Below are 26184 nucleotides of genomic sequence, written 5' to 3'. Positions count from 1 at the left end.
CCGACCGCCCGCGTCAGGTCTTCTTGCGGAACTTGGACACCGCGAGCGGCGCCGTCACCGCCGTGATCACCGTCGCCCAGGCCACCGTCATCCACAGGTCGTGCGCGAGCGGCCCGCCGATGAACAGCGCGCGCGCCGTGTCGGCCAGATTCGACAGCGGGTTGTAGTCCGTGAAGTTCTGGAGCCAGCCAGGCATCGTCGACGGCGGGGTGAAGATCGAGGAGCCGAACTGGAGCGGCATCAGCACCAGGAATCCCACGCCCTGCACCGCCTGCGCCGTCTTCACGGTCAGACCGATCAGGATGAAGATCCACATCAACGACGCGCCGAACAGCAGCGACAGCCCGATCGCCGCCAGGACCTGGAGCGGCGAGGTCTCGATCTCCATACCGAGTACGAAGCCCACGATCAGCAGGATCGCGAAGGCGACCATCATCCGGCCGACCTCGACCACGATCTTCGCGATGAGGACGGACGACCGGGCGATCGGCATCGTCCGGAACCGGTCCATGACCCCTTTCTGGAAGTCCTCGTTGATGCCGCTGCCCACGGCCATCGAGACGTTGAGCCCCATCATCGCCATCAGACCGGGGACCAGATAGCTGACGTACTCGGACTGGTTGCCCTTGCCCGCGACGGCCCCGCCGAAGACGAACACGAACAGCAGCGTGAAGACGATCGGCATCAGCAGGACGTCGAACATCGACTCCGGGTCCTGCTTGATCTGGAGGACGTTACGGCGCGCGAGGGCGCCGATGTGCCGCAGATTGGCCCGCAGACCGATCCGGCCCTCGTCGGAGACCACCCGGACGGGCGGTTCGGGGCGGGGGGACGGCGCGGTGTCCGTCGCTTTCGTCGTCGTCACCGTACTCATGCCGCGACCTCCTTCGGCCGCGTGTCGTCGTGGGCGTCGTCGCGCACGTCGTCGGCCTGTTCGCTCGTCTTCTCGCCCGTGATCGCCAGGAACACCTCGTCCAGGCTGGGCAGATGGGTGCCGATGTGCGCGATGTCGAAGCCGCGCCCGGCCAGCAGGCCGATCACAGCCGTCAGTTGCACGTCGGCGAGGATCGGCACGAACAGCATGCCGTCGTTGATCTGCGACCCCGCGATGCCGTCCAGGCCGGTCTCGCTCAACGCCCGTGCCATCTCAGGCAGTCGGCCGGGGTCGGTCGGGCGGATCTCCAGGGTCCGGCCGCCGACCCTGGCCTTCAGCTCGTCGACCTTGCCGCCCGCGACGACCCGGCCGCGGTCGATGACCGTCAGCTCGCTCGCGAGCTGCTCGGCCTCCTCCATGTACTGCGTGGTGAGCAGGACGGTCACTCCCTCGGAGACCATCCGCTGGACCTCCGCCCACACCTCGTTACGGGTGCGGGGGTCGAGGCCCGTCGTCGGCTCGTCCAGATAGAGCACCGCGGGCTGCCCGATCATCGAGGCCGCGAGGTCCAGCCGCCTGCGCATACCGCCGGAGTACTGGAGCACCGGCTTCCGGGCCGCCTCGGTGAGCGAGAACCGCTCCAGCAGCTCGTCCGCCCTTTTGCGGGCCGCCGTACGGGACAGATCGAGCAGCCGCCCGATCATGTACAGGTTTTCCCAGCCGGAGAGCTTCTCGTCGACCGAGGCGTACTGCCCGGTGAGGCCGATGGTGCGGCGGAGCTGCCGCGGCTGCCTCACCACGTCGTAACCGGCCACGACGGCCGTACCGGCGTCGGGCAGGATCAGGGTGGACAGGCAGCGTACGAGGGTGGTCTTGCCGGCGCCGTTGGGCCCGAGGACTCCGAGGACCGTGCCTTCGCGCACGTCCAGGTCCACCCCGTCCAGCGCCTTGGTCGCACCGTAGTGCTTGACCAGGCCCCGCACCGTGACGGCCGAGGTGCCGTCGGCAGGGATTGTGTCGATTCGCGTCATGCCGTCGATCGTGGCAGCCGCCACTGACAGGCGACCGACATCCGACCGACAGCCCGCCGACAGCCGGCTGTCGGATGTGTGGGAACGCCGACAGCCCGCCGATGGGGGATGTCGGCGGGCTGTCTTCTCTTGCGGCAGTGGCTGATGGGGTGGGGCTAGTGGAAGGTGTGCTCTTCCTGCGGGAACGTTCCTCCGACGACCTCGTCCGCGAACGCCTTCGCGGCGTCGCCGAGCGTCTGGCGGAGGTTCGTGTACTGCTTGGTGAAGCGCGGCACCTTGCCGCCCGTGAGACCCACCATGTCCGTGTACACGAGCACCTGCGCGTCGGTGTCGGGACCGGCGCCGATGCCGATGGTGGGGATCTCCAGCGACCGGGTGACCTCGGCGGCGACCTCGGCGGGCACCAGCTCCAGCACCACCGCGAACGCGCCGGCCGCCTGCGCCGCCTTGGCGTCGTGCAGCAGCCGGTGCGCGGCCTCGTCGCCGCGGCCCTGCACCCGGTAGCCCAGCGTGTTCACGGACTGCGGCGTCAGGCCGAGGTGTGACATCACCGGGATGCCGGCCTGGACGAGCAGCTCCGTCTGCGGCAGCGAGCGCTCCCCGCCCTCCAGCTTGACCGCGCCCACCCCGGCGTCCTTGACCAGGCGCGTGGCGCTGCGCAGGGCCTGTACGGGGCCTTCCTGGTACGAGCCGAAGGGGAGGTCGCCGACGACGAGGGCGCGCCTGGTGCCCCGTACGACGGCCGCGGACAGCATCGTCATCTCGTCGAGGGTGACGGGTACGGTCGTCTCGTAGCCGAGATGGACATTGCCCATCGAGTCGCCGACGAGCATGACCGGGATACCGGCCTCGTCGAAGACGGACGCGGTCATCGCGTCGTACGCGGTGAGCATGGGCCACTTCTCGCCGCGTCGCTTGGCGGCGGCGATGTCATGGACGGTGACGCGGCGGGTGCCCGTGCCGCCGTACAGCGACTTGGGATCACGTGAGGGGTTCTGCGCAGCCTCGAACGTCATGGCTTACGGCTCCTTCGTCATCTCGAGGCACCCTGACGGTGTCCCCGGACCGTGTCCATGGTGGCATCCGCGCACCACCGACGGGAAGTGGGGCTACTCCGTTCTCGCCGCTCCCCGGGTAAAGAATTTACAATACGAGACGGTCTCGTATTGAAATGGGCTTACGCTCGCGTCATGCCCACACCGTCACCCTCGTCCGCGCCGCCACCGTCCTCGACGCCGCCCGGCGTCCACACCACCGAGCGCCGGGTCCCCGAAGCCGTCCACCGGCGCCGCTGGGCGATCCTCGGCGTCCTCATGTTCAGCCTGCTCATCGTGGTGCTCGACAACTCGATCCTGAACGTCGCGGTCAAGACGATCGCGAGCCCCGAGCCCGTCGGGATCGGCGCCACCCAGAGCGAGCTGGAGTGGGCCATAAACTCCTACACCCTCGTCTTCGCGGGGCTGCTCTTCACCTCCGGTCTGCTCGGCGACCGCGTCGGCCGTAAGAAGGTGCTGCTCTTCGGCATCGTCGTCTTCGGCATCGGCTCCGCGCTCGCCGCGATGTCCGGATCGCCCGGTGAACTCATCACGTACCGCGCCCTGATGGGCTTCGGAGCCGCCTTCGTGATGCCGGCCACCCTCGCCGTCCTGATGAACGTCTTCGAGCGCGACGAGCAGCCCAAGGCCATCGGCATCTGGGCGGGCGGCGTCGGACTCGCCATCGCCATAGGGCCGATCACCGGCGGCGTGCTGCTCGAACACTTCTGGTGGGGCTCGATCTTCCTGGTCAACGTCCCGGTGGTGATCGTCGCGCTGATCGCGATGGTGCTGCTGGTGCCGGACTCCAAGGACCCCAGTCCCGGCCGTGTCGACCCGGTCGGCGTACTGCTGTCGATCGTCGGCCTCGTCCTGCTCGTGTACGGGATCATCCGCGCGGGTGAACTCGCCGACTTCACCGACGCCACGGTGCTGGCCTCGGTCATCGGCGGTCTGGCCGTCCTGGCCGCGTTCGTCGTGCACGAGAAGCGCAGCGACCATCCGTCGATCGACATGTCCTACTTCAAGAAGCCGGCCTTCTCCGCCGCCGTCGCCGCGATCGCGCTGGTCTTCTTCGCCCTGATGGGCGTGACCTTCTTCTCGGCCTTCTACCTCCAGAGCGTGCGCGGATACAGCGCGCTCGACTCGGGCCTGCTGATCGTGCCGCTCGCCGTGGCGCAGATGGTCTTCGCGCCGCGCGCCCGGCTGGTCGTCGACCGGTTCGGCGCCCGCGCGGTCTGCACCGGCGGCATGCTGCTCGTCGCCGCCGGTCTCGCCGCGTTCGCCCTCTTCGACGCCACCACACCCGTCTGGGTGCTGTGCCTGGTCTTCTTCGTCCAGGGCGCCGGAATGGCCCACATCATGCCGCCGGTGACGGTCGCCGTCATGCAGGCCCTGCCGCGCGAGAAGGCCGGCTCGGGATCGGCCATCAACAACACCTTCCGGCAGGTCGGCGGCGCGCTCGGCATCGCCGTACTGGGCTCGCTGCTCTCCACCACCTACCGAGGCGAGATCGAGGGACACCTCGGCGCCGTCCCGGCCGGGGCGCGCGACGCGGCGGGGGAGTCGATCGAGGCGACCATGGCCGTCGCCGAGAAACTCGGCCCCGCCGGCGCCCCGTTGATCTCCTCCGCGAACGACGCCTTCCTGAGCGCCATGCACGTCACGGCCCTCGGCTCGGCCGCGGTCGCGCTGATCGGCACCGTCGTGGTCGCGCTCTTCATGCCGGGCCGTACGGCACCGGAGCGCCCCGTACCGAAGGAGCGGGCCGAACCCCCGGTCGAGGCGACGGCGCCCGCCCACGACTAGATCCTGGCCGGTGATCGAAAATCAGCGCGGCTCAAGCGCCGTGCGAGAGGGTCGGCGTTGTCGGCCGTGGCGCCGGGCGGTGTCGGGCGTTCGACCGGACGCGCAGGCGTCGGCGAGAATCGGCGGATCGTGCGGGGCGCGCGGCTGATGGGGCAGGGCGAAAGGTGGGCCATTGCGAGGGCAGGAGCGGGACCAGGGGCAGGAGCCCCGGCGAGGCCGGCCGCGCAGTGAGGCGGCCGAACGCGCGATCCTCCAGGCCGTGGTGAGGCTTCTTGAGGAGGGTGAGCCGCTGGCGGGGCTCTCCATCGAGCGGATCGCGCGGACGGCGGGCGTCGGCAAGGCCACCATCTACCGGCGCTGGAGCGACAAGGAAGAGCTCTTCGTCGACGTCCTGCGCGCCATCGAGCCCCCCGAGCCCGCCCTGTCGGGGACCTCCGGCCTCGCCGACATCCTCGTCGGTCTGGAATCCCTGCGCAGGCGCGGTCTCGCCCAGCGCAGCTCCGCCCTGCTCTACAACGTCTTCGCGCAGATGAAGAGCCATCCGAAGCTGTGGGACGCGTATCACGACACCGTGATCGCGCCGCGGCGCGCCGCCATGACGGCTGCGGTGCGCCGCGCCGTCGCCGCGGGTGAACTCCGTGACGACATCGACGTGGAGCTGATCGACGAACTCATCGTCGGCCCCATGCTGGTGCGCACCATTCACCGCAAGGACGCGCCGCTGGACGACGACCTCGCCGAGCGCATCCTCCGGGCGCTGCTCGAAGGCCTGCGCCCCAGGGACGGAGCCGGGGCCGGGTCCGGGGAAAGCGGCGGGACCAGCGTGGGCGACACGGCCGGTGACACCGGAAGCTGACCGCCCGCCACGCGGCCCCGCCGGTCGTGCGTCATCTCACAGCGGCCCGGTAACCGCCCGTGTCCGGAACCCACCGCCCCATGACGGTCGTCCTTCTGCCCGTACGGCCGTCGGGGACGGCGGGGAAAGCGCGCGTCATCGCCTAGGGTCGGTGGCGGGCGTGAACGGCAAGGCAGTGAGGGCAGCGGTATGACGCAGGAGTACACGGCTGAGTCCCGGGTGGACGGCGCCGACGACAACGACCCTCCCAAGAGCCGGATCCGGACCCTCGCCGACCGCTGGCGCGGCGACCGGGGCATCTGGCGGCGGGGCGTCGTCGTCGCGGTGCTCGCCGTCCTGACGGCGCTGCTGATGATCCTGCACGCCCAGGTCCCCAACCGCATCGGCAACTTGGGCAGTCTCATGGAGACGTTCCTGCCGTGGCTGGGACTTCTCGTACCCGTTCTTCTCGTGGCCGCGCTGGTACGCCGCTCCGCCACCGCGCTGATCGCGCTGCTCCTGCCGACCGTCGTGTGGGCCAACCTCTTCGGCGGACTGCTCATCGGAAAGTCGGGCACCGGCGGCGATCTGACGGTCGCCACGCACAACGTCAACGCCGAGAACCCCGACCCCGAGGGAACCGCGCGGGAGATCGTGGAGTCCGGCGCGGACGTCGTCGCGCTGGAGGAGCTGAAGGCGTCGGCGGTTCCCACGTACGAGAAGGCGCTGGCCGGCACGTACAAGTACCACTCGGTGCAGGGCACGGTGGGGCTCTGGAGCAAGTACCCGCTGAGCGGCAGCCGCCCCGTCGACATCCGGATGGGCTGGACGCGCGCGATGCGGTCCACGGTGATGACGCCGCAGGGTTCGGTCGCCGTCTACGTGGCGCACCTGCCGTCCGTACGCGTCAAACTGCACGCGGGCTTCACCGCCAACCAGCGGGACGACAGCGCCGACGCGCTCGGTGAGGCGATCGCCGACGAGCGGATCGACCGGATCGTGCTGCTCGGCGACCTCAACGGCACGATGAACGACCGCTCCCTGAACGCCGTGACGTCCCAGATGCGTTCCACCCAGGGCGCCGCCGGCGACGGCTACGGCTTCAGCTGGCCCGCCGCTTTCCCGATGGCACGGATCGACCAGATCATGGTCAAGGGCGTCGAGCCGAAGTCTTCGTGGACACTGCCCCGCACGGGCAGCGACCATCTGCCGATCGCCGCCCGTATCGAACTCTCCGAGTAGGCACCCCTGTTCAGGGGGCCGGTGTTCAAGGGGCCGGGGTCAGGCGGTCGGTGATTCCCGCCAGCGGTTGGTGATCGGCAGCCGCCGGTCCTTGCCGAAGCCCTTCGCGGAGATCTTGGTGCCCGGCGGATACTGCCGCCGCTTGTACTCCGCCGTGTCCACCATGCGCAGCGTCCTCGCCACCACCGCCGGGTCGAAGCCCGCCGCGACGATCGCGTCCTTGCCCTGGTCGCGGTCGACGTACATCGCCAGTATCCGGTCCAGCACGTCGTAGTCCGGCAGCGAGTCCGTGTCGACCTGGCCGGGGCGCAGTTCGGCGCTCGGGGGCTTGGAGATCGAGTTCTCCGGGATCGGCGGGGTCTGACCGCGTTCCCCGGCGGCGCGGTTGCGCCAGCGGGCGAGCCGGAAGACCGCCGTCTTGTAGACGTCCTTGATCGGGCCGTACGCGCCGACGGAGTCGCCGTACAGCGTCGAATACCCCACCGCCAGCTCGGACTTGTTGCCCGGCGCCAGCACGATCTGGCCCTCCTGGTTGGAGAGCGCCATCAGCATCGTGCCGCGCAGCCGCGACTGGAGGTTCTCCTCCGCGAGCCCGGTCAGGGCGAGCGAGCCCATGTACGCGTCGAACATCGGCTCGATGGGCACGGTGCGGAAGTTCAGCCCCGTACGGCGGGCGAGTTCGGCCGCGTCGCCCCGTGAGTGGTCCGACGAGTACTTGGACGGCATGGAGACGCCGTAGACGTTCCCGGCGCCGAGCGCGTCGCAGGCGATCGCGGCGACGAGCGCGGAGTCGATGCCGCCGGAGAGGCCGATCAGGACCGACCTGAAGCCGTTCTTGGCGGCGTACGCGCGCAGGCCCACCACCAGGGCGGAGTAGACCTCCTCGTCGTCGTCCAGCCGGTCGGCGTAGCCGCCGCTCAGCTCCGCCTCGTAGGCGGGGACGGGGTCGTCGGACAGGACGACGTGGTCGACGCGCAGACCGTCGTCCACGGTGCCGCCCGGCGGCTCGGCGGCGGCGGCGGGCAGATCGAGGTCCAGCACCACACAGCCCTCGGCGAACTGCGGTGCGCGCGCGACCACTTCGCCGTCCTTGTCGACGACGATCGAGTCGCCGTCGAAGACCAGCTCGTCCTGGCCGCCGATCATCGCCAGATAGGCGGTGACGCAGCCGGCCTCCTGGGCGCGCTTGCGTACGAGTTCCAGGCGGGTGTCGTCCTTGGCCTGCTCGTACGGCGAGGCGTTGATCGAGAGCAGCAGCCCGGCGCCCACGGAACGGGTGGCCGGGACCCGGCCGCCGTCCTGCCAGAGGTCCTCGCAGATCGCGAGCGCGACATCGATGCCGCGCACCCGGACGACGGGCATGGTGTCGCCCGGCACGAAGTAGCGGAACTCGTCGAAGACGCCGTAGTTGGGCAGATGGTGCTTGGCGAACGTCAGCGCCACACCGCCCCGGTGCAGCACCGCGGCGGCGTTCCGCGGCGATCCGGCCGGCCGGCCGAACCGTTGCCGGTCCCGCTCGGACCGGTCGAGATAGCCGACGACGACGGGCAGCTCCCCGAAGCCCTCGTCGGCGAGCCGTCCGGCGAGCGCGCGCAGGGCGTCGCGGGACGCCTCGACGAAGGACGACCGCAGGGCCAGGTCCTCGACGGGGTAGCCGGTGAGCACCATCTCCGGGAACGCGACGAGATGCGCGCCCTGTTCGGCGGAGTGCCGGGTCCAGTGCACGATCGCCTCGGCGTTCGCGGCGAGATCGCCGACGGTCGAGTCGATCTGATTCAGAGCGAGACGTAGTTGAGGCACGGGCCCAGTGTAATCGTCTTTCTGACGCGATGTGGTGGCGGGGCCGTGGGGGAGCGTGTGCGGGCCGCGGCACGGGGCGGCGGCCCGCGACACCCGTACCGGGCCCACGGGCGTCCGTGAGGCCCGTCAGCCGGAGGCGTACACCCCTTCCACGAACGACGCGATCTGCGCGTCGGACAGGTGCTGCGCCAGGTCCGCCTCGCTGATCATGCCGACCAGGCGCTTGTTCTCGATCACCGGCAGCCGGCGGATCTGGTGGTCCCGCATCTCCGTGAGCACGTCGTCCACGTCCGCGGCCGCGTCGATCCACCGCGGTGTGCCGTGGGCCATCTCGGCGGCGGTGACCTGCGCCGGGTCGTGGCCCTGTGCCACACAGCCGACGACGATGTCGCGGTCGGTCAGGATGCCGGTCAGCCGTTCCCCGGTGTCGGCGATGGGCAGGGCGCCCACGTCCAGGTCACGCATGAGCTGCGCGGCCCGGTCCAGGGTCTCGTGCGAGGGGATCCAGTCGGCCCCGGGATGCATGATGTCTTTGGCCGTGGTCATGGGGTTCGTACCTCCTTCGATGCCGTCCGCCCCGAGCGACTCCATCGTCATGGGGCCGTCCGGCGTACGCGACCGCTTTCACCCGTACGGGTGAAAGAAGCGGTACGGGTGAATGAAACCTGGACGCGTGTACGGCGCCGCCGGCCTCATGGATCGCATGCGGAATCGAAAGCGCCGGACAGGTCGCGTACGCGACCGGCCCGGCGCTTTCCGGAACAGGTGTGGCCCGCCCGTGGTCAGGCGCGCGGCTTCGCGCCCCGTGCCTTCAAGAGGTCGCTCATCAGGCCCAGTTCGGACTGCTGTGCCGTCACCATGCCCTCGGCCAGGGCCCGTTCGGTGTCGACCTCGCACAACTCGGCGCAGCCCCGCGCCATCGTGACGCCGCCCTTGTGGTGGTCGGTCATCAGCTGGAGGTACAGGATCTCCGCCTTCTCGCCCTTGGCGGTCCGCAACGCGTCCAGCTCCGTCCTGGTCGCCATGCCCGGCATCAGCGAGCCGTCACGGACCTCGTGGGCACCGTGATCCATGCCCTCCATACCGTCCATGTCGGTGTGATCGCCGTCCTTCGCCATCCAGTCCATCGGCTCCTGGTCGGTGGAGATCTTCGGCAGCTTCCACATGTCCAGCCAGCCCAGCAGCATGCCGCGCTGGTTCGCCTGGGTGTTGGCGATGTCGTACGCGAGGCGGCGCACCTCCTCGTCGTCCGTGCTGTCCCGCACGAGGAACGACATCTCCACCGCCTGCTGGTGGTGGACCGCCATGTCACGCGCGAAGCCCGCCTCGGCCGAGTCCGCCGTGGGCGTGGCGCTCGCGCGGGGCGAGTCCTCGCGCCCGGCGGAGGCGACCGTGGCCGCCCCCGCGAACAGCAGGGCGAGTACGACCGCCGTGATGGCCGCCCAGTTCGTGCGGGTCACTGGTCGCCCATTCCGCCGGTGCACGCGGCACCCGGCTCAGGCGTCTGCGGGCCCTGCACGTACTTGGCGAAGAACTGGTCGACGCGCGGGTCCTTCGCGCTGTCGACGGTGACCTGCTTGCCCCACGCCGTCAGCATGATCGCCCCGGCCTGCTCCTTCACGGGGCTCATCAGCGTGTACTGCGTCTTGCCCACGCGGTCGCCGAGCGCCTTCACGTCGCCCTCGGGCGCCTTGTCGTTGTACGTCACCCAGACCGCGCCGTGCTCCAGCGAGTGCACCGCGTTCACGTTGGGGACCGCGTCCTTGTAGACGTCGCCGGCGCAGTTCATCCAGACCTGGTTGTGGTTGCCGCCGACCGGCGGCGTCTGCGGGTACTCGACCGCCTCGGCGACGTGGTCGCGGCCCAGCTCCTTCGCGTCCCAGGACTTCTCGCCCTTCACGGGCTCGGCGGCGGCCTTGTCTTCCTTCTTCTGGTCCTCGGACTCCTTGTTCAGCACGAACGCGCCGAAGGCGACGAGCGCCGCGACGACGACCGTGCTCGCCGTGATCGTGATGATGCGGTTACGCCGCTCACGCGCGCGCTCGGCCTTGCGCATCTGCTCTATTCGGGCCTTGCGCTCGGTGCTCTGGGACTTGGAAGCCATGGTGTGTGTTTCGTCCTTCTCGAAAAACCTGCGGAACGGGGGTGGGGGAGGTACTGGAACCCGGTGGGGGCGCGGGCCCGGCTACGTCCGCAGTACTTGAAGGACGTGGAGATCCGGCGCGCGGGGAGACGCTCCGGAGCGGGACACCTGGCCGGTGTGGGACGGCAGCGCGAGGCGCGCGGGACTCACGTCGTCGGTGCCGAGCGGGTCGGCGGGGTGCGGCGCGGTCAGCACGGCCGGACTGAGGTGCGGGATGAAGCGGCAGTTGCTCCGGTCGTACGGGCAGGTGTACTCGGGGGCCGCGGCGGGCCCGGCCGCCTCCACATCCGTACGGAGGGTGATGCCGGGGCTGGTCGTCCGCGCCGTGTGCTGCGCCGCCGCGCTGTCGGCGGCCCGCACGGTCGAGGGCCGCGTGTCGTGCGTGTCGGCGGGGCCGAGACAGACGTAGAGCGCGGCGAGCAGCGTCACCACGGCGCTGAGCAAGGCCGTGGGACGCGCGTCGCGTATGTGCCGCCGTCCCCCCATGGGCGCAGATCGTAGTCCGTACAGGTGGCCGAGCAGGAGGGCGCAGCGGGTTCCGAGTCCGGAACGTGCCTGTGGCGGTCGTGACCACGGGGGTACGAAGGGGGGTCGGCGGGGGCTCCGGCGCGGTACAAAGAGGCATGGCCGACCCTCCGGAACCCTTGCCGAGCGAGCCCGACGTCGACGACGTCACCCGGGCCGTGCTGATCGCCTCACGGCTGCTCGTGGCCGTCTCCGTCCGTTCCCTGGCCACCGTCCAGGACCGGGTCACCCTGCCCCAGTTCCGGCTTCTGAAGGCCCTCTCGGCCCAGGGCGGCGCCAAGCTCGTGTCGCTCGCCGAGCGGCTGGGGGTGAACCCCTCCACCGCGACGCGGATGGTCGACCGGCTCATCGCCGCCGGGCTCGCCGAGCGCGGGGTCAACCCCGGCAACCGGCGCGAGACCGTGCTGCGGCTCACGGAGGAGGGCCGTACGCTCGTGGCGGACGTCTCGGCGGCCCGCCGCCGGGAGATCACCTCGATCGTCCAGCGGCTGGCTCCCGAGCAGCGTACGGCGCTCGTGGACGCCCTCACGGCGTTCACCGAGGCGGGCGGGGAGCGGCCCATGCCGGGCGACGACGGGGAGCCGTACCCCCTGGGCTGGTCGGACACCGCGATCCCACTCCACTGACGGTCGGCGACGGCCGGCATTGATAGGCAAGGAAATACTTGCCTATAGTGGCGGCGTGTCCGATGATGTGTTCAAGGCCCTGGCTGACCCCACTCGCCGCACGATCCTCGACGAGCTGGCCGAACGCGACGGGCAGACGCTCTTCGAGATCTGTGGCCGGCTGCTGACCAGACACGGCCTCAGCCTGTCCCGGCAGGGCGTCTCGCAGCATCTGGCGCTCCTCGAAGCAGCCGGTCTCGTCGAGACGCGACGCGACGGCCGCTACAAGTTCCACCACCTGAACACCGGGCCGCTGGAACACCTCACCGACCGCTGGATCGCACCCGCGAGCCCGGCCGGGACCGCACCCGGTCCCGCACCCGAACCCCGAGGAGAGACCTCATGAAGATCAACATGGCCGGCGTCTTCGTCGACGACCAGGCCGAGGCGCTGCGTTTCTACACCGAGGTGCTCGGCTTCCTGAAGAAGCACGACGTCCCGGTGGGCGAGGACCGCTGGATCACCGTCGTGTCCCCGGCCGACCCCGAAGGCACCGAGCTGCTGCTCGAACCGTCCGGACACCCCGCCGTGAAGCCCTTCAGGGACGCGCTGGTCGCGGACGGCATCCCGTACACCTCCTTCGCCGTCGACGACGTCCACGCCGAGTTCGCGCGCCTTCAGGGGCTCGGTGTGCGCTTCACGCAGGAGCCGGTCGACATGGGCCCGGTGACCGTCGCCGTGTTCGACGACACCTGCGGCAATCTCATCCAGATCGCCCACAACGCCTGAGCCGCGGGCCGCCCTCGCGACCCCGTCCACCACTGAGGCACCCGGACGCGCGCACCACGGGCCGCGTGTCCGACAATGCTTTAGTACGCCGGTGTGCAACCTTCCGGAAATCCTGTGGTGTCATGCTCGGGTGCCGCGGTGTACTCGGCAGCGTGGGAGCAGGCGGCCTGACCGGCAAGGATGGGTAGGACAGCAGACATGGACAAGCAGCAGGAATTCGTGCTCCGTACGCTCGAGGAACGCGACATCCGCTTCGTACGCCTGTGGTTCACCGATGTGCTCGGCTTCCTCAAGTCGGTCGCCGTCGCCCCCGCCGAGCTGGAACAGGCATTCGACGAGGGTATCGGCTTCGACGGCTCGGCGATCGAAGGCTTCGCGCGGGTGTACGAGTCCGACATGATCGCCAAGCCGGATCCGGGGACCTTCCAGATCCTGCCGTGGCGCGCGGAGGCCCCGGGCACAGCGCGGATGTTCTGCGACATCCTGATGCCCGACGGCTCCCCGTCCTTCGCGGATCCCCGCTACGTCCTGAAGAGGATGCTCGCCAAGACCTCGGACCTCGGCTTCACCTTCTACACCCACCCCGAGATCGAGTTCTTCCTCCTGAAGGACAAGCCGGTCGACGGCACCCGCCCCACCCCGGCCGACAGCTCCGGCTACTTCGACCACACCCCGCAGAACGTCGGCATGGACTTCCGCCGCCAGGCGATCACCATGCTCGAATCCATGGGCATCTCCGTGGAGTTCAGCCACCACGAGGGTGCCCCCGGCCAGCAGGAGATCGACCTGCGGTACGCCGACGCGCTCTCCACCGCCGACAACGTCATGACCTTCCGCCTGGTCATGAAGCAGGTCGCGCTGGAGCAGGGCGTCCACGCGTCCTTCATGCCGAAGCCGTTCAGCGAGTACCCGGGCTCCGGCATGCACACCCACCTCTCCCTCTTCGAGGGAGACCGCAACGCGTTCTACGAGTCGGGCGCGGAGTACCAGCTCTCCAAGGTCGGCCGGTCCTTCATCGCCGGGCTGCTCCGGCACGCCGCCGAGATCTCGGCCGTCACCAACCAGTGGGTCAACTCCTACAAGCGCATCTGGGGCGGCTCCACACGCACCGCGGGCTCGGGCGGCGAGGCCCCCTCCTACATCTGCTGGGGCCACAACAACCGCTCCGCCCTGATCCGCGTCCCGATGTACAAGCCCGGCAAGACCGGCTCCGCGCGCGTGGAGGTCCGCTCCATCGACTCCGGCGCGAACCCCTATCTCACGTACGCCGTACTGCTGGCCGCCGGCCTCAAGGGCATCGAGGAGGGCTACGAACTCCCGGCGGGCGCCGACGACGACGTATGGGCCCTGTCCGACGCCGAGCGCCGCGCGATGGGCATCGAGCCGCTGCCGCAGAACCTCGGCGAGGCGATCTCGCTGATGGAGCGCAGCGAACTGGTCGCCGAGACGCTGGGCGAGCACGTCTTCGACTTCTTCCTCCGCAACAAGAAGCGCGAGTGGGAGGAGTACCGCTCCGAGGTCACCGCCTTCGAGCTGAAGGCGCTTCTGCCGGTGCTGTAGTCGCAGGTCAGCGGCCTATGGGCGCTCCCACGGACGGGACGCCGGGCGCGGACACCGCGCCCCATCCGTGGCCATGATCACCCGTGGGCCGTCTGTGGGCCGTCCGGCCCGGACGGGCGGCCCAAGTAGAGCTTGTCCATGGCGTGGCGGGCCCGTCCGTCGCTGCTCGGGAGCAGGTGCGTGTACGTCCGCAGAGTGAACCCAGGGTCGGTGTGCCCGAGGTACGTGCTCAGCGCTTTGATGTTCTCCCCGGCGTCCAGGAGAACGGACGCGTAGAAGTGCCTGAGCGCGTGCATGCCGTGCTCCCTGGCGGCGTCGTGACGCTTGCCCGGCTCGCGCCCCGGAATGACGCCGGCGGAGACGAGAGCGGGCTTCCACAGCCGCGTGTTGAAGTCGGTGCGGCGTACCGCCCCTTTCCCGTCCGGGCGGACGAAAAGGATGCGCTTGGTGACGCGCTTGCCGTCCGGGCGGGCCCACGGCAGCGTCACAGGCACCGGGGCATGTTCGGCCACATGCTCCTTCAATGCTGCGGCCACCTGCGGGGCCAGCGGCACGTCGCGTCCCTTCTGCCGCTTGGGCAGCGCGAAGACCAACGCGCCCTCCACGACTTTGACTTGGCATCCCACATGCAGCCAACCAGTGTCGAACTGGATCGCCTCTTCCGCCAGACCGAAGATCTCACCTTGACGGAGGCCACAACCAGCGCCGAGGTCGACCATCGTGCGGTACTGCCCGGGGAGTGCAGCCTGGACGGCGAATACGCGGCCCGGCGTCCAGGGCACAACCTTCTGAGTGTTGCGTGCCGGCGCTTGGACGGTGCTCGCGCTGCACGGATTCCTGCGCAGGTACTCGTCATCGACGGCGGCATTCAGGATCCCTGAAACGCTGGAGTAGATGACACGACGGTACGAGGTGGCCGGGATGGCGCGTTCCAACTCACTTAGCCACTCACGGATGTGCAGAGGCTTGAAGGAGCCCAGAGGGCGTGAGCCGAGGTACGGCAGCGCGTGCAGTCGAATCTGAGAATTCACCGATTCCCGCGATGTCAGGTCCGAAGTCTGTGCCTTGAGCCACCGTTCGGCGTACTCCCGAAACGTCGTCTGCGCCAACTTCGGGTCGATGTACTGGCCGCTGTCCATGTCCGCAGCGGTCTTACTCAGCCAAGACTCGGCCTTGCTCTTCTGCCGGTCGGGGAAGCTCTTGCTCTTCTCGGTACCGTCCGGACCGACGTACCGGGCGCGGTAGCGCATTCCAGTTCCGAGGCGGTCGGTCTTGACGCGGGTGGTCTTGCCGTTGGCGTCGGTTTCGGTCTTGTACCAGCGGTCTTGGATGTGGCCTGCCATGGGTGGTGGCTCCTTGGGGCAGCAGTGCGGCCGGGGGCGAGCACTGCTCGCCCCCGGCCGTGTGGTGGGGTGTCAGGCCGCGTCTGCGGCCATGCGGTCGTTGGCCCAGGCGTGGACGGCCTCGGGGTCGTACCGGATGTGTTTGCCGACGCGGAAGCCGGGCGGGCCGGTGCGTTTCTTGCGCCACTGGTAGACGGTCTGTTTGGGGACGTCGAAGATTTCGGCGATGTCGTCGGGGGTGAGGTAGCGGTCGGGGAGTCCGGCTCGGAGCGTGGCTCGGGGGTCGGTGTGCGGGGTGGGTTTGCGTGCCACGAGATCTCCCTGGGCAGCGAGGGGTGCCGCGTGTGTGTCCGAGGTGCGGATTTCTGCGTCACCGCGTCACCTGCGTCATTTAGGGCCCTGACCTGCTGGTTTGGGTGACGCGGGGGACCGGGGCTGCGTCACCGGTGCGTCATCGGCTGCGTCACCAGGTGACGCAGGTGACGCAGGATGACGCAGAGCCGACCGTCTGCGTCACCGCTGTCGGCCCAGGTCAGGTGCCGTTTTCCGGGCCGGGTGACGCAGGTGACGCAGCGTCTTCCTTCTTAGGACAAAGAAGGGGCTGTTTGTAGTAGTTGGGTGCGGCTCAAAGAGCGATGAAGGGGCCGCTTCGCGGCGCGTCCTAGGGGCGGCGTTCCGCCGAACAGCAAGAGGAGCACGCCACGCCGGGGGTGCTCCTCTTGCTTGTCCGGGTGAGCGCGCACTCGGTCAGAACGCCTGCTGCTGCTCGGGTGGGGGCAGGGTCAGGGCGGCCGTGCGGGTCATTTCGAGATAGCGGCCCGCTTTGGTGCGGCCCGAGTCGATGAGCACGCCACGGGCCGCCAGGGTGGGCTGGAGGCGCTTGAGCCGGTCGGACAGCACCTTGCCGGTGGTGGGCCACCCTTTGGGCAGGGAGCGCAGTTCGTCGCCGCTGTAGAGGCGGCTGAGGCAGGACAGCCACTCGGTGGACGTCATGCGCTGCGTCGATCCCGGCTCGATGGTCTCGGCATGGCGGAGGACGGTCTGCGCGAGGAGATCGCCCTCGATCACGTCGTCGTTCAGGTCGTCCAGGCTCGCCCGGTACGCGGGCAGAGCCCCGAGACCCGTTGCCGCGTCGAGCTGCGCGCACAGGTGCGCGAAGTCCGCCATCCGAAGATCGGTCGGCGTCTCCGCCTCCGCGCTGCGGACCTTGACCGCGAGGTCCAGCAGCGAGCCGAGAACTACAGGCAGCACTTCCGCGTACTCCGCCCACAGCTCCGCCTCGGTGCGCCTGACGCGGGGGCGCTCCAACCGCAAGGGCAGGAGCCGTTCCGCGAGGTCGGGGCGGATGACTCCCACGTCGATACCGGTCAGGAGCAGGGGTCGGCGGTAGCCGACGCGGAACACGTCCCCGTCGGTGAACAGGGCGCGCTTCACGCTCTCGGCTCCGGTGACGATGCAGCACATGGCGTCGGACAGGTCCGGCGTCATGTGGGACAGGTTGTCCAGCGCGGTGACCCATCCCGCCGCGACGGCCGCGATCAGGTTCTCCTCATCCTTGGGCGCCCGGCGCAGGTCGCCGCTCATGCCCTCGATGATCCGCACGAGCATCCGCCCACCGGTGGACTTGCCCGCGCCCTGTGGCCCGGTGAGGAACGGGGCGGGGACGGGAACGGACGGCCCGAGGCAGCCGATCAGCCAGGCGAGTGCCAGGCACTCGGTCTCCGCGGTGGCGAAGTTGCACAGCCTCATCAGGAGGTCGATGCCCTTGCCGTCGGTGTCCTTGACGGGCAGGGGCAGTTCCCCGGTGAGCTGGGTACGGCGCCAGCACACCTCACGCGGCTCGGGGACGGTGATGTCCCACCCCGTGGGGTGGATACGGACGGACTTCCCGTCATCGCGGCCCAGGTCCAGCCACGTCGCGCCGTCGAACCCGGGGGCCACGCGGATGTGCACGGGCTGGGTGTCCTCGGTCAGTGCGAGTGCTTCGATCAAGTCCAACGCCTCCTTGAGTGCTGTCCCGTTGAACACGCCGCGCCCGTCCCTGAACAGACCGACCATGAGTTCCTGACGGTGGCTGCCCGTCGTGCCCTGGGAGCGGATCGGGCGTGCCACGGGGTGGCCGTTCTTCTGCGCGTACACGGTTCCGTCGGCGGTGCGGAAGTACCGGAAGTGTCCCTGCGCGTAGTCGGTGATGACCTCGCGCCCCGGAGTCTTCTCCTCGTCAGCCACGGCCCTACACCCCCAGCGCCGTACGGGCGTTGGCCCACGCGATCGCGCAGTGCCGGGCGGACTCGCCCTTGGCCTGCGCCGCGAGGAACAACCGCCCGATGTGCGCTTCGGTGAGGCACCCGCACCGGCCGTGCGTGGACAGGACAGCAAGGAACACTCGGTACACGGTGGCGTGGACCGCCTCACGCGCCTCTGTGATGCGCTGCTCCGCCATGGCAATGCCACGGTCCAGATACGTGGGCGTGCGGTGCGGGCACTCCCCGCCCCCGACCATGGCGGGCACCGTGAGGGCCACCGATCGGGCCGGAGCCGACGCCTTCACGGTCAAGGCGCGCACGACGTCCGGCAAGGGCACCATCGTGCCCGTGCCGGGACCGAGCCAACGGGCGTAGGACATGGTCGACTTGATGTCGACGCCGGACCGTACGCCGTTGGCGCCCTGCATGGCGCCCCGGTAGAGCCAGTGCTCACCCCTGGTCGTCGGCACGGTCCGGGTGGCGGGCAGGCTCGCACGGGCCCACGCGATGGCTTCCGCGTTGTCGAGGTCCACGACGGTCAGCCCAGCGCCGCCGGGGTGGTAGGCCACGCCCGCCGCCTCCTGCCACGCCCGCCGCCACGGCATCGAGTTGAGGACGTTCGGGTCGGTGGTGGCGGCGGCCCAGGCGTGGCACGGAGCGGGGCAGGCGCAGGCGCCTGCGGTCTTCATGTTCGGCCGGCCACCGCAGGCGTTGTTACGGCAGGCCGGGCAGTTGCCGACCGGCAACTTGCGGGCCCGCAGCGGCAGCACTGGCACACCGGCGGCGGCCAACTCCAGGGCGGCGGTCATCAGGCGCTCTCGCCTGTTGGGGGTCGGTTGAGTCATGCTGGACTCCTCCAGTTCCACTGTTGAGTTGTGTGCTGGATAAGGGCGGCCCCGGACTTTGGCGAGACGGGGGCCGCCCTTGTGCCTGCCGCGGGAAACGCGGAGGCGCAGTGTCAGTGGCGACGATTAGGGTCGTTGGATGCTGACCACTGCTGATCTTGTGCCGGGCCTTATCACCACGCGCGAAGCCATCGCGGCGGCCTTCGGCTGCGGCACGTTCCAGGGCATCGAGCCGGCTGCCGACGCCGGGAAGGTGTTCGTTTACTCCGACCCGACTGCCGGTGAGGAATACGGCTACACGTTCGACGGTCGGGCCGATGACGATGAGTTCGGGCCGCTGTACCTGTACACGGGCGCTGGCGCCCAGGGGGATCAGAAACCCTCCGGCCGTAACGGCTCGCTGATCACTGCCGCGGCAAAGGGGCGCGAGGTGCACCTGTTCGTCGCCCACGGCAAGGTGCCGGGTGGCGGGGCGATGCAGCAGCGCTACATCGGACCGATGGTGTTGGACCCCATCACGCCGTACGACATTCGCCGCGGCCCCGGCAAGAACCGCGTGATGCGCGATGTGCTGGTCTTCCGCTTCCGTCCCGCGCCGGGCACGACGCCTGGTTGGACGGAAGCTGATAAGCAGCCGGAAGCCACACAGACGACCATGGAGATCACGGACCCCGAAGTCGTGGTGCCGGTGCCCGTCGTGCTTCCGAAGCAGAGCGGCGCAAAGGTCAAGAAGACCGAGCAGCACACCACGTCAGAGACCGTCGCGGACATCCCTGCCGGCCAGCGGAAGGTGCTGCGGCGCGAGGGGGAGCTGGTAACGGCGTTCGTGGCGCATCTTGCCGCGGCGGACCACAAGACGCACAGCTTCCAGTTCACCATCGAAGGCGAGCCGGGAACGCTCACCCCCGACCTGTACGACGTCAACGACCACGCCTTGTACGAGGCCAAGGGGCTCACAACTCGGGCCAACGTTCGCATGGCCATTGGACAGCTTGCCGACTACCGCCGGCACGTACCCAACAGCCATACGCTTCGCGTCGGCGTGCTGCTGCCCAGCGAACCGACGCCAGACGTGAAGAAACTCCTCGCAGAGCAGAAGATCGCGCTGGTCTATCAGACTGACGACGGCTTCGCCGGCTGGCCTCTTGACTAACCCACAGGATCCCGGCTGCGCGAAGCACCGGAAGTCGCGGGCGGCCCCCATCCTTTGCCGAACGGGGCCGCCCTCACTGCTGCTTGTTGGTGTTCAGACGCGTGAACCGGACGAGCGTGATCACGTTATTTCGCGCGAAGTTTCGTAGGACTGGCCGCGTCTACTGGTCGGGGTTGGTCGATCCGATGACCGCGCTGAGGATGGTGGCGTGGTCGAACGCCAGCTCCGGGAGCGCGTCGAGGGGCCACCAGCGGGCGGCGGTGGCGTCGTCTCCCGCCATCGGCGGAACCGTCTCGGGGAGGGTGGCGGCGTAGGCGACGGTGACGTACCTTCCGCGCGGGTCACGGCCGGGGGCGTCGAAGGTGCCCACCTGCCACAGGTCCGCGGCGGACACGGTGATGCCGGTCTCCTCAACCAGCTCACGGGCCGCGGCAGCCAGGCTGGTCTCCCCGGCGTCCACGTGCCCGCCGGGCAGGGCCCAGGACCCCTCGTAGGGGTCCCAGCCGCGCTCGATCAGCAGGACGCGTCCGGCGGCGAGCAGGATCACATCGGCGGTGTAGCGGATGGTCTCGAAGGTCTCGGTGTCGCTCACGCAGGTCTCCCTTGTGGGTGTGGTTTTGGTGCTGTGGAGGGGTGCGGGGCTGGGTGCCGTAACCCTCTAGGGGCGTCTACTTCGCAGGTCAGACCCCTCTATGGGGGGTCTCTACCGGTGTAGAGGTCCCCCGCTACTCGCGGGGTGTGGGTAGCGGGGGCGGGGAGGGGGTCAGACGGCCGTGCCGGTAGAGGGGGTGGGGTCTACCGCTCGTGCGGCGAGGAGGAGTTCCTCGGGTACGGCGGCTTCGAGGTCGGCCCTGCGGTAGCCGGCGAGGTTCTTGCCCTTGATGTTGATCTGCTTGGTGGTGCGCTTGACGCCGGCGGCGTCGAGTTGGGCGGCGAGCTTGTCCAGGTCCCAGTCCCCGTATCGGTCCTCGTCCGCGTTGACGAGCCGGGCGAGGAGGTCGACGGAGTGGATGCGGTCGGAGTGGCGCATGACGTCGAGGACGTCGGACAGGACGGGTGCGATGGTGACCCCGGCGCGTCCGGCGCCGGCCGTGACGTCCCCGGCGGCGTCGCCGCTGATCTGCCCCACTGCCTCGCGCAGCGCACGCCCCTTGAGGGCGAGGGTGTTGAACTCGGCAGTGGTGAGGAGGTCGTTCTTCACCGTGGCGTAAGAGGCGGGGCCGGTGACCAGCACCGTGACGCCCTTGTGTTCCTCCGACAGCAGGGATGCGTCCGCGCCCATGGCGGCCTTCCCGGACCCGAGGACCATGTCGGAGGACGTTTTGTCGGTGACCTGGGTGCAGCACCGGATGGTGATGATCTCCCGGAGCTTCGTCGGCACACTCTTGGCGTCGGGGCGCTGGGAGGCGTAGTTGGAGATGAACCCGGCGGCCGGACCACGCCGGGCGAGGCGGCCGAGGTCGTCCACGACGGCTTCACGGTCCTTGTCGTCCATGGCGAGGAACGCCTCTTGCAGCTCATCGACGGTGAGGAAGATGAACGGCATCTTGTACTTCTCGATGATCTGCGGGGTGAGCTTGCCCTCGGGGCAGATCGAGGTGGGCAGGCCCCGGAACAGGGCGAACCTGCGTTCCATCTCCGCGAGGAGTTCGGCGAGCATGTTCTTGAACGCCTCGATCGCGTCTTCCTCGGCACCGAGGACCAGGCGGTGGGCGACGTGGCGCATGCCCATCCAGTCCTGCCCGCCCTTGAAGTCGGCTACGTAGTGCCGCACCCACGGGTCCAGCAGACCGGCCGCGGTCATCAGGCGCTGTGTGAACGTCTTGCCCCTGCGCGGGAGTCCGCCGAAGAACATGGACTGCCAGATCACCGGCACCGACACCCGGTTGCCTCGGGCGTCCGCGCCGAACGGGACCGCGTCCCAGATCGAGAACCGCTCCATCGTCGCGAGCGGCGAGGGGACCGGGTCGGCCAGGTAGGGGTCATCGTCCGCCACCCACATGCTGACCCGTCCGGCGTTGCCGCCCTTCGCCGCGCGGACGCGGGACATGATGACCTGAATCTCATCCACCCCGAGTTCCTGCGCGATGACCTCACGCTTGGCCAGCACGTCAGAGGCGGTCTTGCCGCCGCCACGGGGCATGTCGAAGATCACTGCCCAGCCGCGGCCGTCCCGGACCGGGCCCATCGAGCACGACACGCGCGGAGCGTCTTTCTCGTCCTTGCCGCTGCCGCTTTTGAGGAGGCCGGCGGCACGCAACGCGTCGTTCAACTGCTGCGCGGACATGTCGACCTTCAGCGGCGGCGCGCCCTGGTCGAGAAGGTGGGTGTCCTTGCCGCGCCCGAGGTAGGCGAGCGGCGTCACCACAGCGGCGGCGATACCCGCTTGCACCGCCGGGTCGGCGAGCGCGACACCGACAACGGCCGTTGTCACGGCGACGGCCGCGGCACCGAAGCGCCAACGGCGGGTGCGGGTGCGCTCGTAGTGCGCGGCCTGCAACCGGGCGGCCAGGTCGACGTCTTCGGGCTTCAGCTTGCTCTGCGCCTTGAGCGCGCGGACGGCCGCGCTGTGGTCTTGCGCGGACAGCGTCGGCCACAGCCCAACGGTGGCCCGGTAGAACCCGCGTGCGGCCAGCAGCACCGTCTTGAACAGGTACTTCGGGACGCGGAAGGAGTGGAAACGGGTGTGCCACCAGGTCAACCGCGCCAACGCCTGCGCGTTCGCCTTGATGGATGCCGCGGACCGGGCCCACGCGGGCAGCACCGGGGCGTCGGGCACGGTCAGCCAGTCGGCCAGCGGGTTGTCCGCCCGGTCAACCGCCTCCACCACCGCGGCATCAGCCGCATCGACGGCCGCGGGAGCGTCGGGGGCGGGGCGGTGCTCGTCGAGGTGGTGAACGGTCCCCATCGGGGGTTCCTCCGTCATCAGGTCGGTCATGATGGGTACTTCCTGCTCTCTCGAAAGGGGTGTGGCAGGGGCCCCGGACGGCCGGCGACTTTGCCGGTAGACGGCCGTCCGGGGGTTGGTCAGAGACCGAGCTTCCGCGCGGCCCGCTCCGTGCGCTTGAGCGTGTCCTCAGCGGTCCGCAGAGCCTTCTTCGCGGCGTCACGGCCGGACCGGTCGCTGGTGCGCAGTGCCGTCTTGGCGGCGGCCACGGCGTCCCGGTTGGTGTCCAACTCACGTCGCATGGCTGCCAGTTCGCGGGCGCCGCGCTCCTCAGCAGCGGCGTCGATACGGTCGATCCTCTTCTCGTGGCGCGAGGTGGGCGCGTCGGCCGCGGCCTGACGCACCCCGCCGAACACGGCACGGGCACGCTGACGACGCTCGGAGGTGGTGTAGCTGCGGTAGGTGTCGCTCGACATGAGACGCCCTTCCGGAGCTGGACTGTCCGGCTCCCCTCACCACCCGCACGTGGCGGGCGGATCGGGCAACCGGCAGATCAGCGCCTGCGGAGCGTCTTCGCGGCGGCCTTGCCGTCCGCACCGCCGACCGAGCGGACGACGGTGACGACGGCCCATCCGGTGACGACGACGACCAGCGCGACGACGGCGAGGGACACGGCCATGGACGTGATCGCGGCGACCAGCATCGGCCCGAAGTACACCGAGGCGCCGACCGCGCCGGCGCCGATCCCGGACCCGAGCGCGACGCGCTGCACCGTCCGGTCCGGGGCGGCCTGGTGGATGTGCACGACCTGCGGCCCCGTCTGCTGGGCGGGCAGGGCGTGGGGGTCGATGTAGGCGTGGGTGCCGTCCGGGAGCTGGACGACCGTACGCGAGGTGGGCAGGGATTCCACGGTTCCTCCGTGTGGTGGTCGGGACGGGCGTGCGGTCAGGTCATGCACCATCCGGAGTCGCAGGCGCCGTCTGCCGGGTCGAAGCCGGGCAGGAGGTCGACACCGTCCGGGATGGCCTCGCGCAGTGGGCGGCCGAACCGGGTCAGGTAGACGTGGTCCTTGCCGAGTTCGTCACGGCGGCGGTTGAGGAGTTCTTCGAGCTGGCACGCCTTCTCGAACAGGTCCGGCTGGCCCCGGCGGATGTCGTGCCAGGTCTCGGGCCGGTGGAAGGGGCAGAACCAGCACGAGGACTTCGGCGGTACGGGCAGGCCGGCGTCCCGGATGATCCGTGCGCAGTCGATACGCCGCAGGCCCAGCTCAAGGAGTGGGTAGACGATCTGCTCGTACGGCTCGCAGCGCCGGTTGTTGGCCCGGTGGATCTCATCCAGGCTGATGCCGATCCCGATCGTCGCGGGGGCCTCTTTCGTTGCGCCCCGGCGCTTCACCTCGCGCCCGATGACCTTGATCTTGAAGTCGGCCGTGCACGAGCGGGTGCCGGGGGCCCCGTTCGACATCCGCACAGGGATCGCGAGGGAGCGGGAGCCTTCCTTGGTGAGCTGGCCGTGCAGCGTGCGGACCTCACCGGTGCGGACCATGACCCGGTCCAGCACGGTGAGTTCGAGACCGTGCTCAGCCGCGTACGGGCGGGCGTACTCGTCCAAGTACCGCAGCGTGCCGGGGTTCTCCGAGTCGTCCCCGACGTTGGCCATGAGGAACGTGCGGAAGTCGATACGACCCTGCGCAGCCAGCACCAGGAGCGCCGTCGACTGCACACCCCCGCCGTAACTGATAGACCGCAGAGGCCCGGCGGCAGGTGCGACCGTAGGGGCGCTCATGCCGCCACCTCGCCCGGTCCGGACGCGCGTTCGGCGCGCAGCGTGTCACGCAGTCCGCGAGCCTTCTCCGCCGACGTCCGGACTCCCTTACGGATCGACTCCGCCGTCAGCTCCCCGTCCGACCAGTCGGCCGTCAACTCCCTTGCTTCGGACAGTAGTTGGTCGGGTGTGCGAGTCGGGCGGCGGGTGCGTGCGGAGTCGGGGACCCGACCGGTCGCCCGGCGGGGACGGGTCGACTCAGCGGCGACCGGCGCCAGAGCGCAGGTCGACTCAACCGGCGTGGGCAGGTCGACCACGACGGGCGCGGGAAGGGCTTCCGGGGCGGCGGCGGTGACCGGCTCCGGGGCCGACTCTTCCAGGTCAGCCATCGACCGATTGATGTTCACATCAGTTGTTTTGTGGCTGTTTGCGGTCGGAGCGGGTTGGCGGTGCATCAGCCAGTCCGTGAACCGGCGGGTGATGCCGGTCCGCGCCGGGACGGTCGTGGTCGGTTCGCGCATGGCGTCGGTGAGGGCGGTAGTCGACCGGACCGCGTACCGGTGGAGTTGGGGGGTCATGCCGGGCTGGTCGGTGCCGTGGACGATCGACCACGCGCGGGCCCACGCGTCCTCGGACGGGAGGCTGCCGAGCGGGGCGGCGGACATCAGTCGGTCGGCGAGCTTGGCCACCGTCTTGTGATGACGACGACGGCGCCGGTTGTGCCGACGCCGCTGCCGCTGGTCCCCTTCGCCCGACTTCGCGGAGAGGGTGGCCACCCACTGGCGGACCTCGAACAGGACCGGCCCGAGCAGTGTCACGGCGGCGAGTCCGATACCGGCGGTCGTCGCGTCGGCGTCGGACAGCCCGTCCAGGCCCGTGCCGTACGTGTAGTTGATCCGGGCGGCGAACCCGGCGGCGACGCCGACCAGGCCGCGCAGCAGCCACCGGACCCAGCCCGGCAGACCGCGCTCATCCGCGTACGCGACGCCCGCGGCCATCACCCAGGCCGCGCCCTCGATCGCGAACGGCAGGGGCAGCAGCATCGGGGAGATGTGCATGAAGTGCAGGACCTGCGCCGGCAGACTGCCGAGCGCGGACGCGGTGACCAGCGCGAGCGTGCCCTTGCGGTACACGTTCCCGGCGGTCAGGGCCACGCCTCGCGCGGCCCTGCGGGCAGAGCGGGCATCGACCCGTGCCCGGCGGGCTTCGGCCCGTTCGGCGGCCTGCTGCTCACGGAGCCGGGCGGCGCGCTCGTCGTCCGCCCGCTGCCGGGTCAGACGGCGCTCATCAGCGGCGGCGGCGTCGATCCGCCGCTGTTCCGCATCGGCGGCCTGGTCCGCGCGCCGTTCCTCGCGGTAGTCGCTCATGCCGCACCCCCCGGCACCATCGCCGCGGCGGACCGGTTCGACAGCTCCCGGCGGGTGGTCAGCGCACGGTGGCGGGCGCGGCGGATACGGCGGGTGTCCAACTCGTTGGCCGGCCGGTCCATGGCGGTGATCTGCGCGTCCAGCAGGTCGACGTCCGCGAGGATCGCGGGCATCTCCCGCTCGATCGCGTCCAGTTCCGCACTGGTCGGCTCGATGTCCGGGGCGAAGGCGGTAACGGCATCCTGAACAGTGACGATGTGGTTCATGAGTCGGGTTCTCCCTAGCAGGTGGCACGGCTCGACAGCGGCCCCGGAGTTGCCTCTCCGGGGCCG

At 69.8% G+C, this 26184-nt stretch carries 27 protein-coding genes; 8 read left to right on the top strand and 19 right to left on the bottom strand.

Going from position 1 to position 26184, the window contains the following annotated elements; all coding sequences use genetic code 11:
- Positions 1-13 precede the first annotated feature (13 nt).
- From ACFWHU_RS07235 to panB, 3 genes are all read right to left on the bottom strand, one after another.
- The gene (locus ACFWHU_RS07235) at positions 14-874 is read right to left on the bottom strand and encodes an ABC transporter permease (RefSeq protein ID WP_387224249.1); all 861 of its coding nucleotides are present in this window, start codon (positions 872-874) and stop codon (positions 14-16) included.
- Complete coding sequence (locus ACFWHU_RS07230) at positions 871-1905, bottom strand: ATP-binding cassette domain-containing protein (RefSeq protein WP_387224247.1); 1035 nt, start codon at positions 1903-1905, stop codon at positions 871-873. The genes ACFWHU_RS07235 and ACFWHU_RS07230 overlap by 4 nt, the downstream gene beginning before the upstream one ends.
- Before the next feature lie 155 nt (positions 1906-2060).
- Positions 2061-2921, bottom strand: a complete 861-nt coding sequence (gene panB, locus ACFWHU_RS07225) for a 3-methyl-2-oxobutanoate hydroxymethyltransferase (RefSeq protein WP_078077624.1) — start codon at positions 2919-2921, stop codon at positions 2061-2063.
- Between the two features lie 174 nt (positions 2922-3095).
- Between panB and ACFWHU_RS07220 the strand changes: the two genes are divergently transcribed.
- From ACFWHU_RS07220 to ACFWHU_RS07210, 3 genes are all read left to right on the top strand, one after another.
- Positions 3096-4748: a DHA2 family efflux MFS transporter permease subunit gene (locus ACFWHU_RS07220; protein ID WP_387224246.1), complete on the top strand. Its 1653-nt coding sequence runs from the start codon at positions 3096-3098 to the stop codon at positions 4746-4748.
- Positions 4749-4920: 172 nt separating this feature from the next.
- Positions 4921-5604, top strand: a complete 684-nt coding sequence (locus ACFWHU_RS07215) for a TetR/AcrR family transcriptional regulator (protein WP_387224244.1) — start codon at positions 4921-4923, stop codon at positions 5602-5604.
- A 189-nt stretch (positions 5605-5793) separates the two neighbouring features.
- The gene (locus ACFWHU_RS07210) at positions 5794-6825 is read left to right on the top strand and encodes an endonuclease/exonuclease/phosphatase family protein (RefSeq protein WP_387224243.1); all 1032 of its coding nucleotides are present in this window, start codon (positions 5794-5796) and stop codon (positions 6823-6825) included.
- A 39-nt stretch (positions 6826-6864) separates the two neighbouring features.
- Here ACFWHU_RS07210 and ACFWHU_RS07205 read toward each other — a convergent pair whose 3' ends face one another.
- The 5 genes from ACFWHU_RS07205 to ACFWHU_RS07185 form a co-directional block, all read right to left on the bottom strand.
- Positions 6865-8625 (bottom strand): NAD+ synthase, encoded by a 1761-nt coding sequence (locus ACFWHU_RS07205; RefSeq protein WP_387224242.1) that lies wholly within the window; start codon positions 8623-8625, stop codon positions 6865-6867.
- 126 nt (positions 8626-8751) lie between these two features.
- A complete protein-coding gene (locus tag ACFWHU_RS07200; RefSeq protein WP_385792972.1) occupies positions 8752-9171 on the bottom strand; it encodes a CBS domain-containing protein in 420 nt (139 codons plus the stop codon).
- Positions 9172-9407: 236 nt separating this feature from the next.
- Positions 9408-10085, bottom strand: coding sequence for a DUF305 domain-containing protein (locus ACFWHU_RS07195; protein WP_387224240.1), 678 nt, complete (start codon positions 10083-10085; stop codon positions 9408-9410).
- Positions 10082-10729, bottom strand: a complete 648-nt coding sequence (locus tag ACFWHU_RS07190; protein ID WP_385792974.1) for a DUF3105 domain-containing protein — start codon at positions 10727-10729, stop codon at positions 10082-10084. The genes ACFWHU_RS07195 and ACFWHU_RS07190 overlap by 4 nt, the downstream gene beginning before the upstream one ends.
- 81 nt (positions 10730-10810) lie before the next feature.
- Positions 10811-11254, bottom strand: coding sequence for a hypothetical protein (locus ACFWHU_RS07185; RefSeq protein WP_385792975.1), 444 nt, complete (start codon positions 11252-11254; stop codon positions 10811-10813).
- 137 nt (positions 11255-11391) lie between these two features.
- On the opposite strand from ACFWHU_RS07185, the gene ACFWHU_RS07180 reads away from it, so the two are divergent.
- The 4 genes from ACFWHU_RS07180 (at position 11392) to glnA (ending at position 14247) form a co-directional block, all read left to right on the top strand.
- Positions 11392-11919 carry a MarR family winged helix-turn-helix transcriptional regulator gene (locus tag ACFWHU_RS07180; RefSeq protein ID WP_387224239.1) on the top strand — a complete coding sequence of 176 codons (528 nt, stop codon included), beginning with the start codon at positions 11392-11394 and terminating at the stop codon, positions 11917-11919.
- Between the two features lie 55 nt (positions 11920-11974).
- Entirely contained in the window at positions 11975-12304 is a 330-nt protein-coding gene (locus tag ACFWHU_RS07175; protein WP_385792977.1) for an ArsR/SmtB family transcription factor, read from the top strand.
- On the top strand, positions 12301-12687 hold the full coding sequence (locus ACFWHU_RS07170) for a VOC family protein (RefSeq protein WP_385792979.1): 387 nt from the start codon (positions 12301-12303) through the stop codon (positions 12685-12687). The genes ACFWHU_RS07175 and ACFWHU_RS07170 overlap by 4 nt, the downstream gene beginning before the upstream one ends.
- A gap of 198 nt (positions 12688-12885) precedes the next feature.
- Positions 12886-14247: a type I glutamate--ammonia ligase gene (glnA, locus tag ACFWHU_RS07165; RefSeq protein WP_078077637.1), complete on the top strand. Its 1362-nt coding sequence runs from the start codon at positions 12886-12888 to the stop codon at positions 14245-14247.
- Positions 14248-14324: 77 nt separating this feature from the next.
- Here the strand turns inward: glnA and ACFWHU_RS07160 are convergent, their stop codons facing one another.
- From ACFWHU_RS07160 to ACFWHU_RS07145, 4 genes are all read right to left on the bottom strand, one after another.
- Positions 14325-15590, bottom strand: coding sequence for a tyrosine-type recombinase/integrase (locus tag ACFWHU_RS07160; RefSeq protein ID WP_387224238.1), 1266 nt, complete (start codon positions 15588-15590; stop codon positions 14325-14327).
- A 72-nt stretch (positions 15591-15662) separates the two neighbouring features.
- Positions 15663-15902 (bottom strand): helix-turn-helix domain-containing protein, encoded by a 240-nt coding sequence (locus ACFWHU_RS07155; RefSeq protein ID WP_387224237.1) that lies wholly within the window; start codon positions 15900-15902, stop codon positions 15663-15665.
- A gap of 435 nt (positions 15903-16337) precedes the next feature.
- On the bottom strand, positions 16338-17819 hold the full coding sequence (locus tag ACFWHU_RS07150) for an ATP-binding protein (RefSeq protein WP_387224236.1): 1482 nt from the start codon (positions 17817-17819) through the stop codon (positions 16338-16340).
- A gap of 4 nt (positions 17820-17823) precedes the next feature.
- Positions 17824-18681: a bifunctional DNA primase/polymerase gene (locus tag ACFWHU_RS07145; RefSeq protein WP_387224235.1), complete on the bottom strand. Its 858-nt coding sequence runs from the start codon at positions 18679-18681 to the stop codon at positions 17824-17826.
- A gap of 139 nt (positions 18682-18820) precedes the next feature.
- On the opposite strand from ACFWHU_RS07145, the gene ACFWHU_RS07140 reads away from it, so the two are divergent.
- Positions 18821-19834 carry a hypothetical protein gene (locus ACFWHU_RS07140; RefSeq protein ID WP_387224233.1) on the top strand — a complete coding sequence of 338 codons (1014 nt, stop codon included), beginning with the start codon at positions 18821-18823 and terminating at the stop codon, positions 19832-19834.
- Between the two features lie 160 nt (positions 19835-19994).
- Here the strand turns inward: ACFWHU_RS07140 and ACFWHU_RS07135 are convergent, their stop codons facing one another.
- The 7 genes from ACFWHU_RS07135 to ACFWHU_RS07105 all read right to left on the bottom strand — a co-directional run bounded on the left by ACFWHU_RS07135 (position 19995) and on the right by ACFWHU_RS07105 (position 26118).
- Complete coding sequence (locus ACFWHU_RS07135; RefSeq protein ID WP_387224231.1) at positions 19995-20426, bottom strand: NUDIX domain-containing protein; 432 nt, start codon at positions 20424-20426, stop codon at positions 19995-19997.
- A 171-nt stretch (positions 20427-20597) separates the two neighbouring features.
- Positions 20598-22772 carry a cell division protein FtsK gene (locus ACFWHU_RS07130; RefSeq protein WP_387224229.1) on the bottom strand — a complete coding sequence of 725 codons (2175 nt, stop codon included), beginning with the start codon at positions 22770-22772 and terminating at the stop codon, positions 20598-20600.
- A gap of 89 nt (positions 22773-22861) precedes the next feature.
- Positions 22862-23197: a hypothetical protein gene (locus ACFWHU_RS07125; RefSeq protein ID WP_387224227.1), complete on the bottom strand. Its 336-nt coding sequence runs from the start codon at positions 23195-23197 to the stop codon at positions 22862-22864.
- 77 nt (positions 23198-23274) lie between these two features.
- On the bottom strand, positions 23275-23631 hold the full coding sequence (locus ACFWHU_RS07120; RefSeq protein WP_387224226.1) for a DUF6251 family protein: 357 nt from the start codon (positions 23629-23631) through the stop codon (positions 23275-23277).
- A 35-nt stretch (positions 23632-23666) separates the two neighbouring features.
- A complete protein-coding gene (locus tag ACFWHU_RS07115) occupies positions 23667-24506 on the bottom strand; it encodes a phosphoadenosine phosphosulfate reductase (RefSeq protein WP_387224224.1) in 840 nt (279 codons plus the stop codon).
- The gene (locus ACFWHU_RS07110; RefSeq protein WP_387224223.1) at positions 24503-25852 is read right to left on the bottom strand and encodes a hypothetical protein; all 1350 of its coding nucleotides are present in this window, start codon (positions 25850-25852) and stop codon (positions 24503-24505) included. Before ACFWHU_RS07110 ends, ACFWHU_RS07115 begins: the two co-directional genes overlap by 4 nt.
- Positions 25849-26118, bottom strand: a complete 270-nt coding sequence (locus ACFWHU_RS07105; RefSeq protein WP_387224222.1) for a DUF6284 family protein — start codon at positions 26116-26118, stop codon at positions 25849-25851. The genes ACFWHU_RS07110 and ACFWHU_RS07105 overlap by 4 nt, the downstream gene beginning before the upstream one ends.
- Positions 26119-26184: the final 66 nt, after the last annotated feature.

The sequence above is a fragment of the Streptomyces sp. NPDC060366 genome (assembly GCF_042725135.1).
GTDB lineage: Bacteria > Actinomycetota > Actinomycetes > Streptomycetales > Streptomycetaceae > Streptomyces.
The sequence above is the reverse complement of the archived record's forward strand: the minus strand, read 5'-3'. Positions and strand labels throughout refer to the sequence as shown.

Bases quoted from the DNA above. Each gene is read 5' to 3' on its own strand.
- ACFWHU_RS07235 (WP_387224249.1), bottom strand. From the start codon at position 874: ATGAGTACGGTGACGACGACGAAAGCGACGGACACCGCGCCGTCCCCC.
- ACFWHU_RS07230 (WP_387224247.1), bottom strand. From the start codon at position 1,905: ATGACGCGAATCGACACAATCCCTGCCGACGGCACCTCGGCCGTCACG.
- panB (WP_078077624.1), bottom strand. From the start codon at position 2,921: ATGACGTTCGAGGCTGCGCAGAACCCCTCACGTGATCCCAAGTCGCTG.
- ACFWHU_RS07220 (WP_387224246.1), top strand. From the start codon at position 3,096: ATGCCCACACCGTCACCCTCGTCCGCGCCGCCACCGTCCTCGACGCCG.
- ACFWHU_RS07210 (WP_387224243.1), top strand. From the start codon at position 5,794: ATGACGCAGGAGTACACGGCTGAGTCCCGGGTGGACGGCGCCGACGAC.
- ACFWHU_RS07200 (WP_385792972.1), bottom strand. From the start codon at position 9,171: ATGACCACGGCCAAAGACATCATGCATCCCGGGGCCGACTGGATCCCC.
- ACFWHU_RS07190 (WP_385792974.1), bottom strand. From the start codon at position 10,729: ATGGCTTCCAAGTCCCAGAGCACCGAGCGCAAGGCCCGAATAGAGCAG.
- ACFWHU_RS07185 (WP_385792975.1), bottom strand. From the start codon at position 11,254: ATGGGGGGACGGCGGCACATACGCGACGCGCGTCCCACGGCCTTGCTC.
- ACFWHU_RS07180 (WP_387224239.1), top strand. From the start codon at position 11,392: ATGGCCGACCCTCCGGAACCCTTGCCGAGCGAGCCCGACGTCGACGAC.
- ACFWHU_RS07170 (WP_385792979.1), top strand. From the start codon at position 12,301: ATGAAGATCAACATGGCCGGCGTCTTCGTCGACGACCAGGCCGAGGCG.
- glnA (WP_078077637.1), top strand. From the start codon at position 12,886: ATGGACAAGCAGCAGGAATTCGTGCTCCGTACGCTCGAGGAACGCGAC.
- ACFWHU_RS07160 (WP_387224238.1), bottom strand. From the start codon at position 15,590: ATGGCAGGCCACATCCAAGACCGCTGGTACAAGACCGAAACCGACGCC.
- ACFWHU_RS07145 (WP_387224235.1), bottom strand. From the start codon at position 18,681: ATGACTCAACCGACCCCCAACAGGCGAGAGCGCCTGATGACCGCCGCC.
- ACFWHU_RS07140 (WP_387224233.1), top strand. From the start codon at position 18,821: ATGCTGACCACTGCTGATCTTGTGCCGGGCCTTATCACCACGCGCGAA.
- ACFWHU_RS07130 (WP_387224229.1), bottom strand. From the start codon at position 22,772: ATGACCGACCTGATGACGGAGGAACCCCCGATGGGGACCGTTCACCAC.
- ACFWHU_RS07125 (WP_387224227.1), bottom strand. From the start codon at position 23,197: ATGTCGAGCGACACCTACCGCAGCTACACCACCTCCGAGCGTCGTCAG.
- ACFWHU_RS07115 (WP_387224224.1), bottom strand. From the start codon at position 24,506: ATGAGCGCCCCTACGGTCGCACCTGCCGCCGGGCCTCTGCGGTCTATC.
- ACFWHU_RS07110 (WP_387224223.1), bottom strand. From the start codon at position 25,852: ATGAGCGACTACCGCGAGGAACGGCGCGCGGACCAGGCCGCCGATGCG.
- ACFWHU_RS07105 (WP_387224222.1), bottom strand. From the start codon at position 26,118: ATGAACCACATCGTCACTGTTCAGGATGCCGTTACCGCCTTCGCCCCG.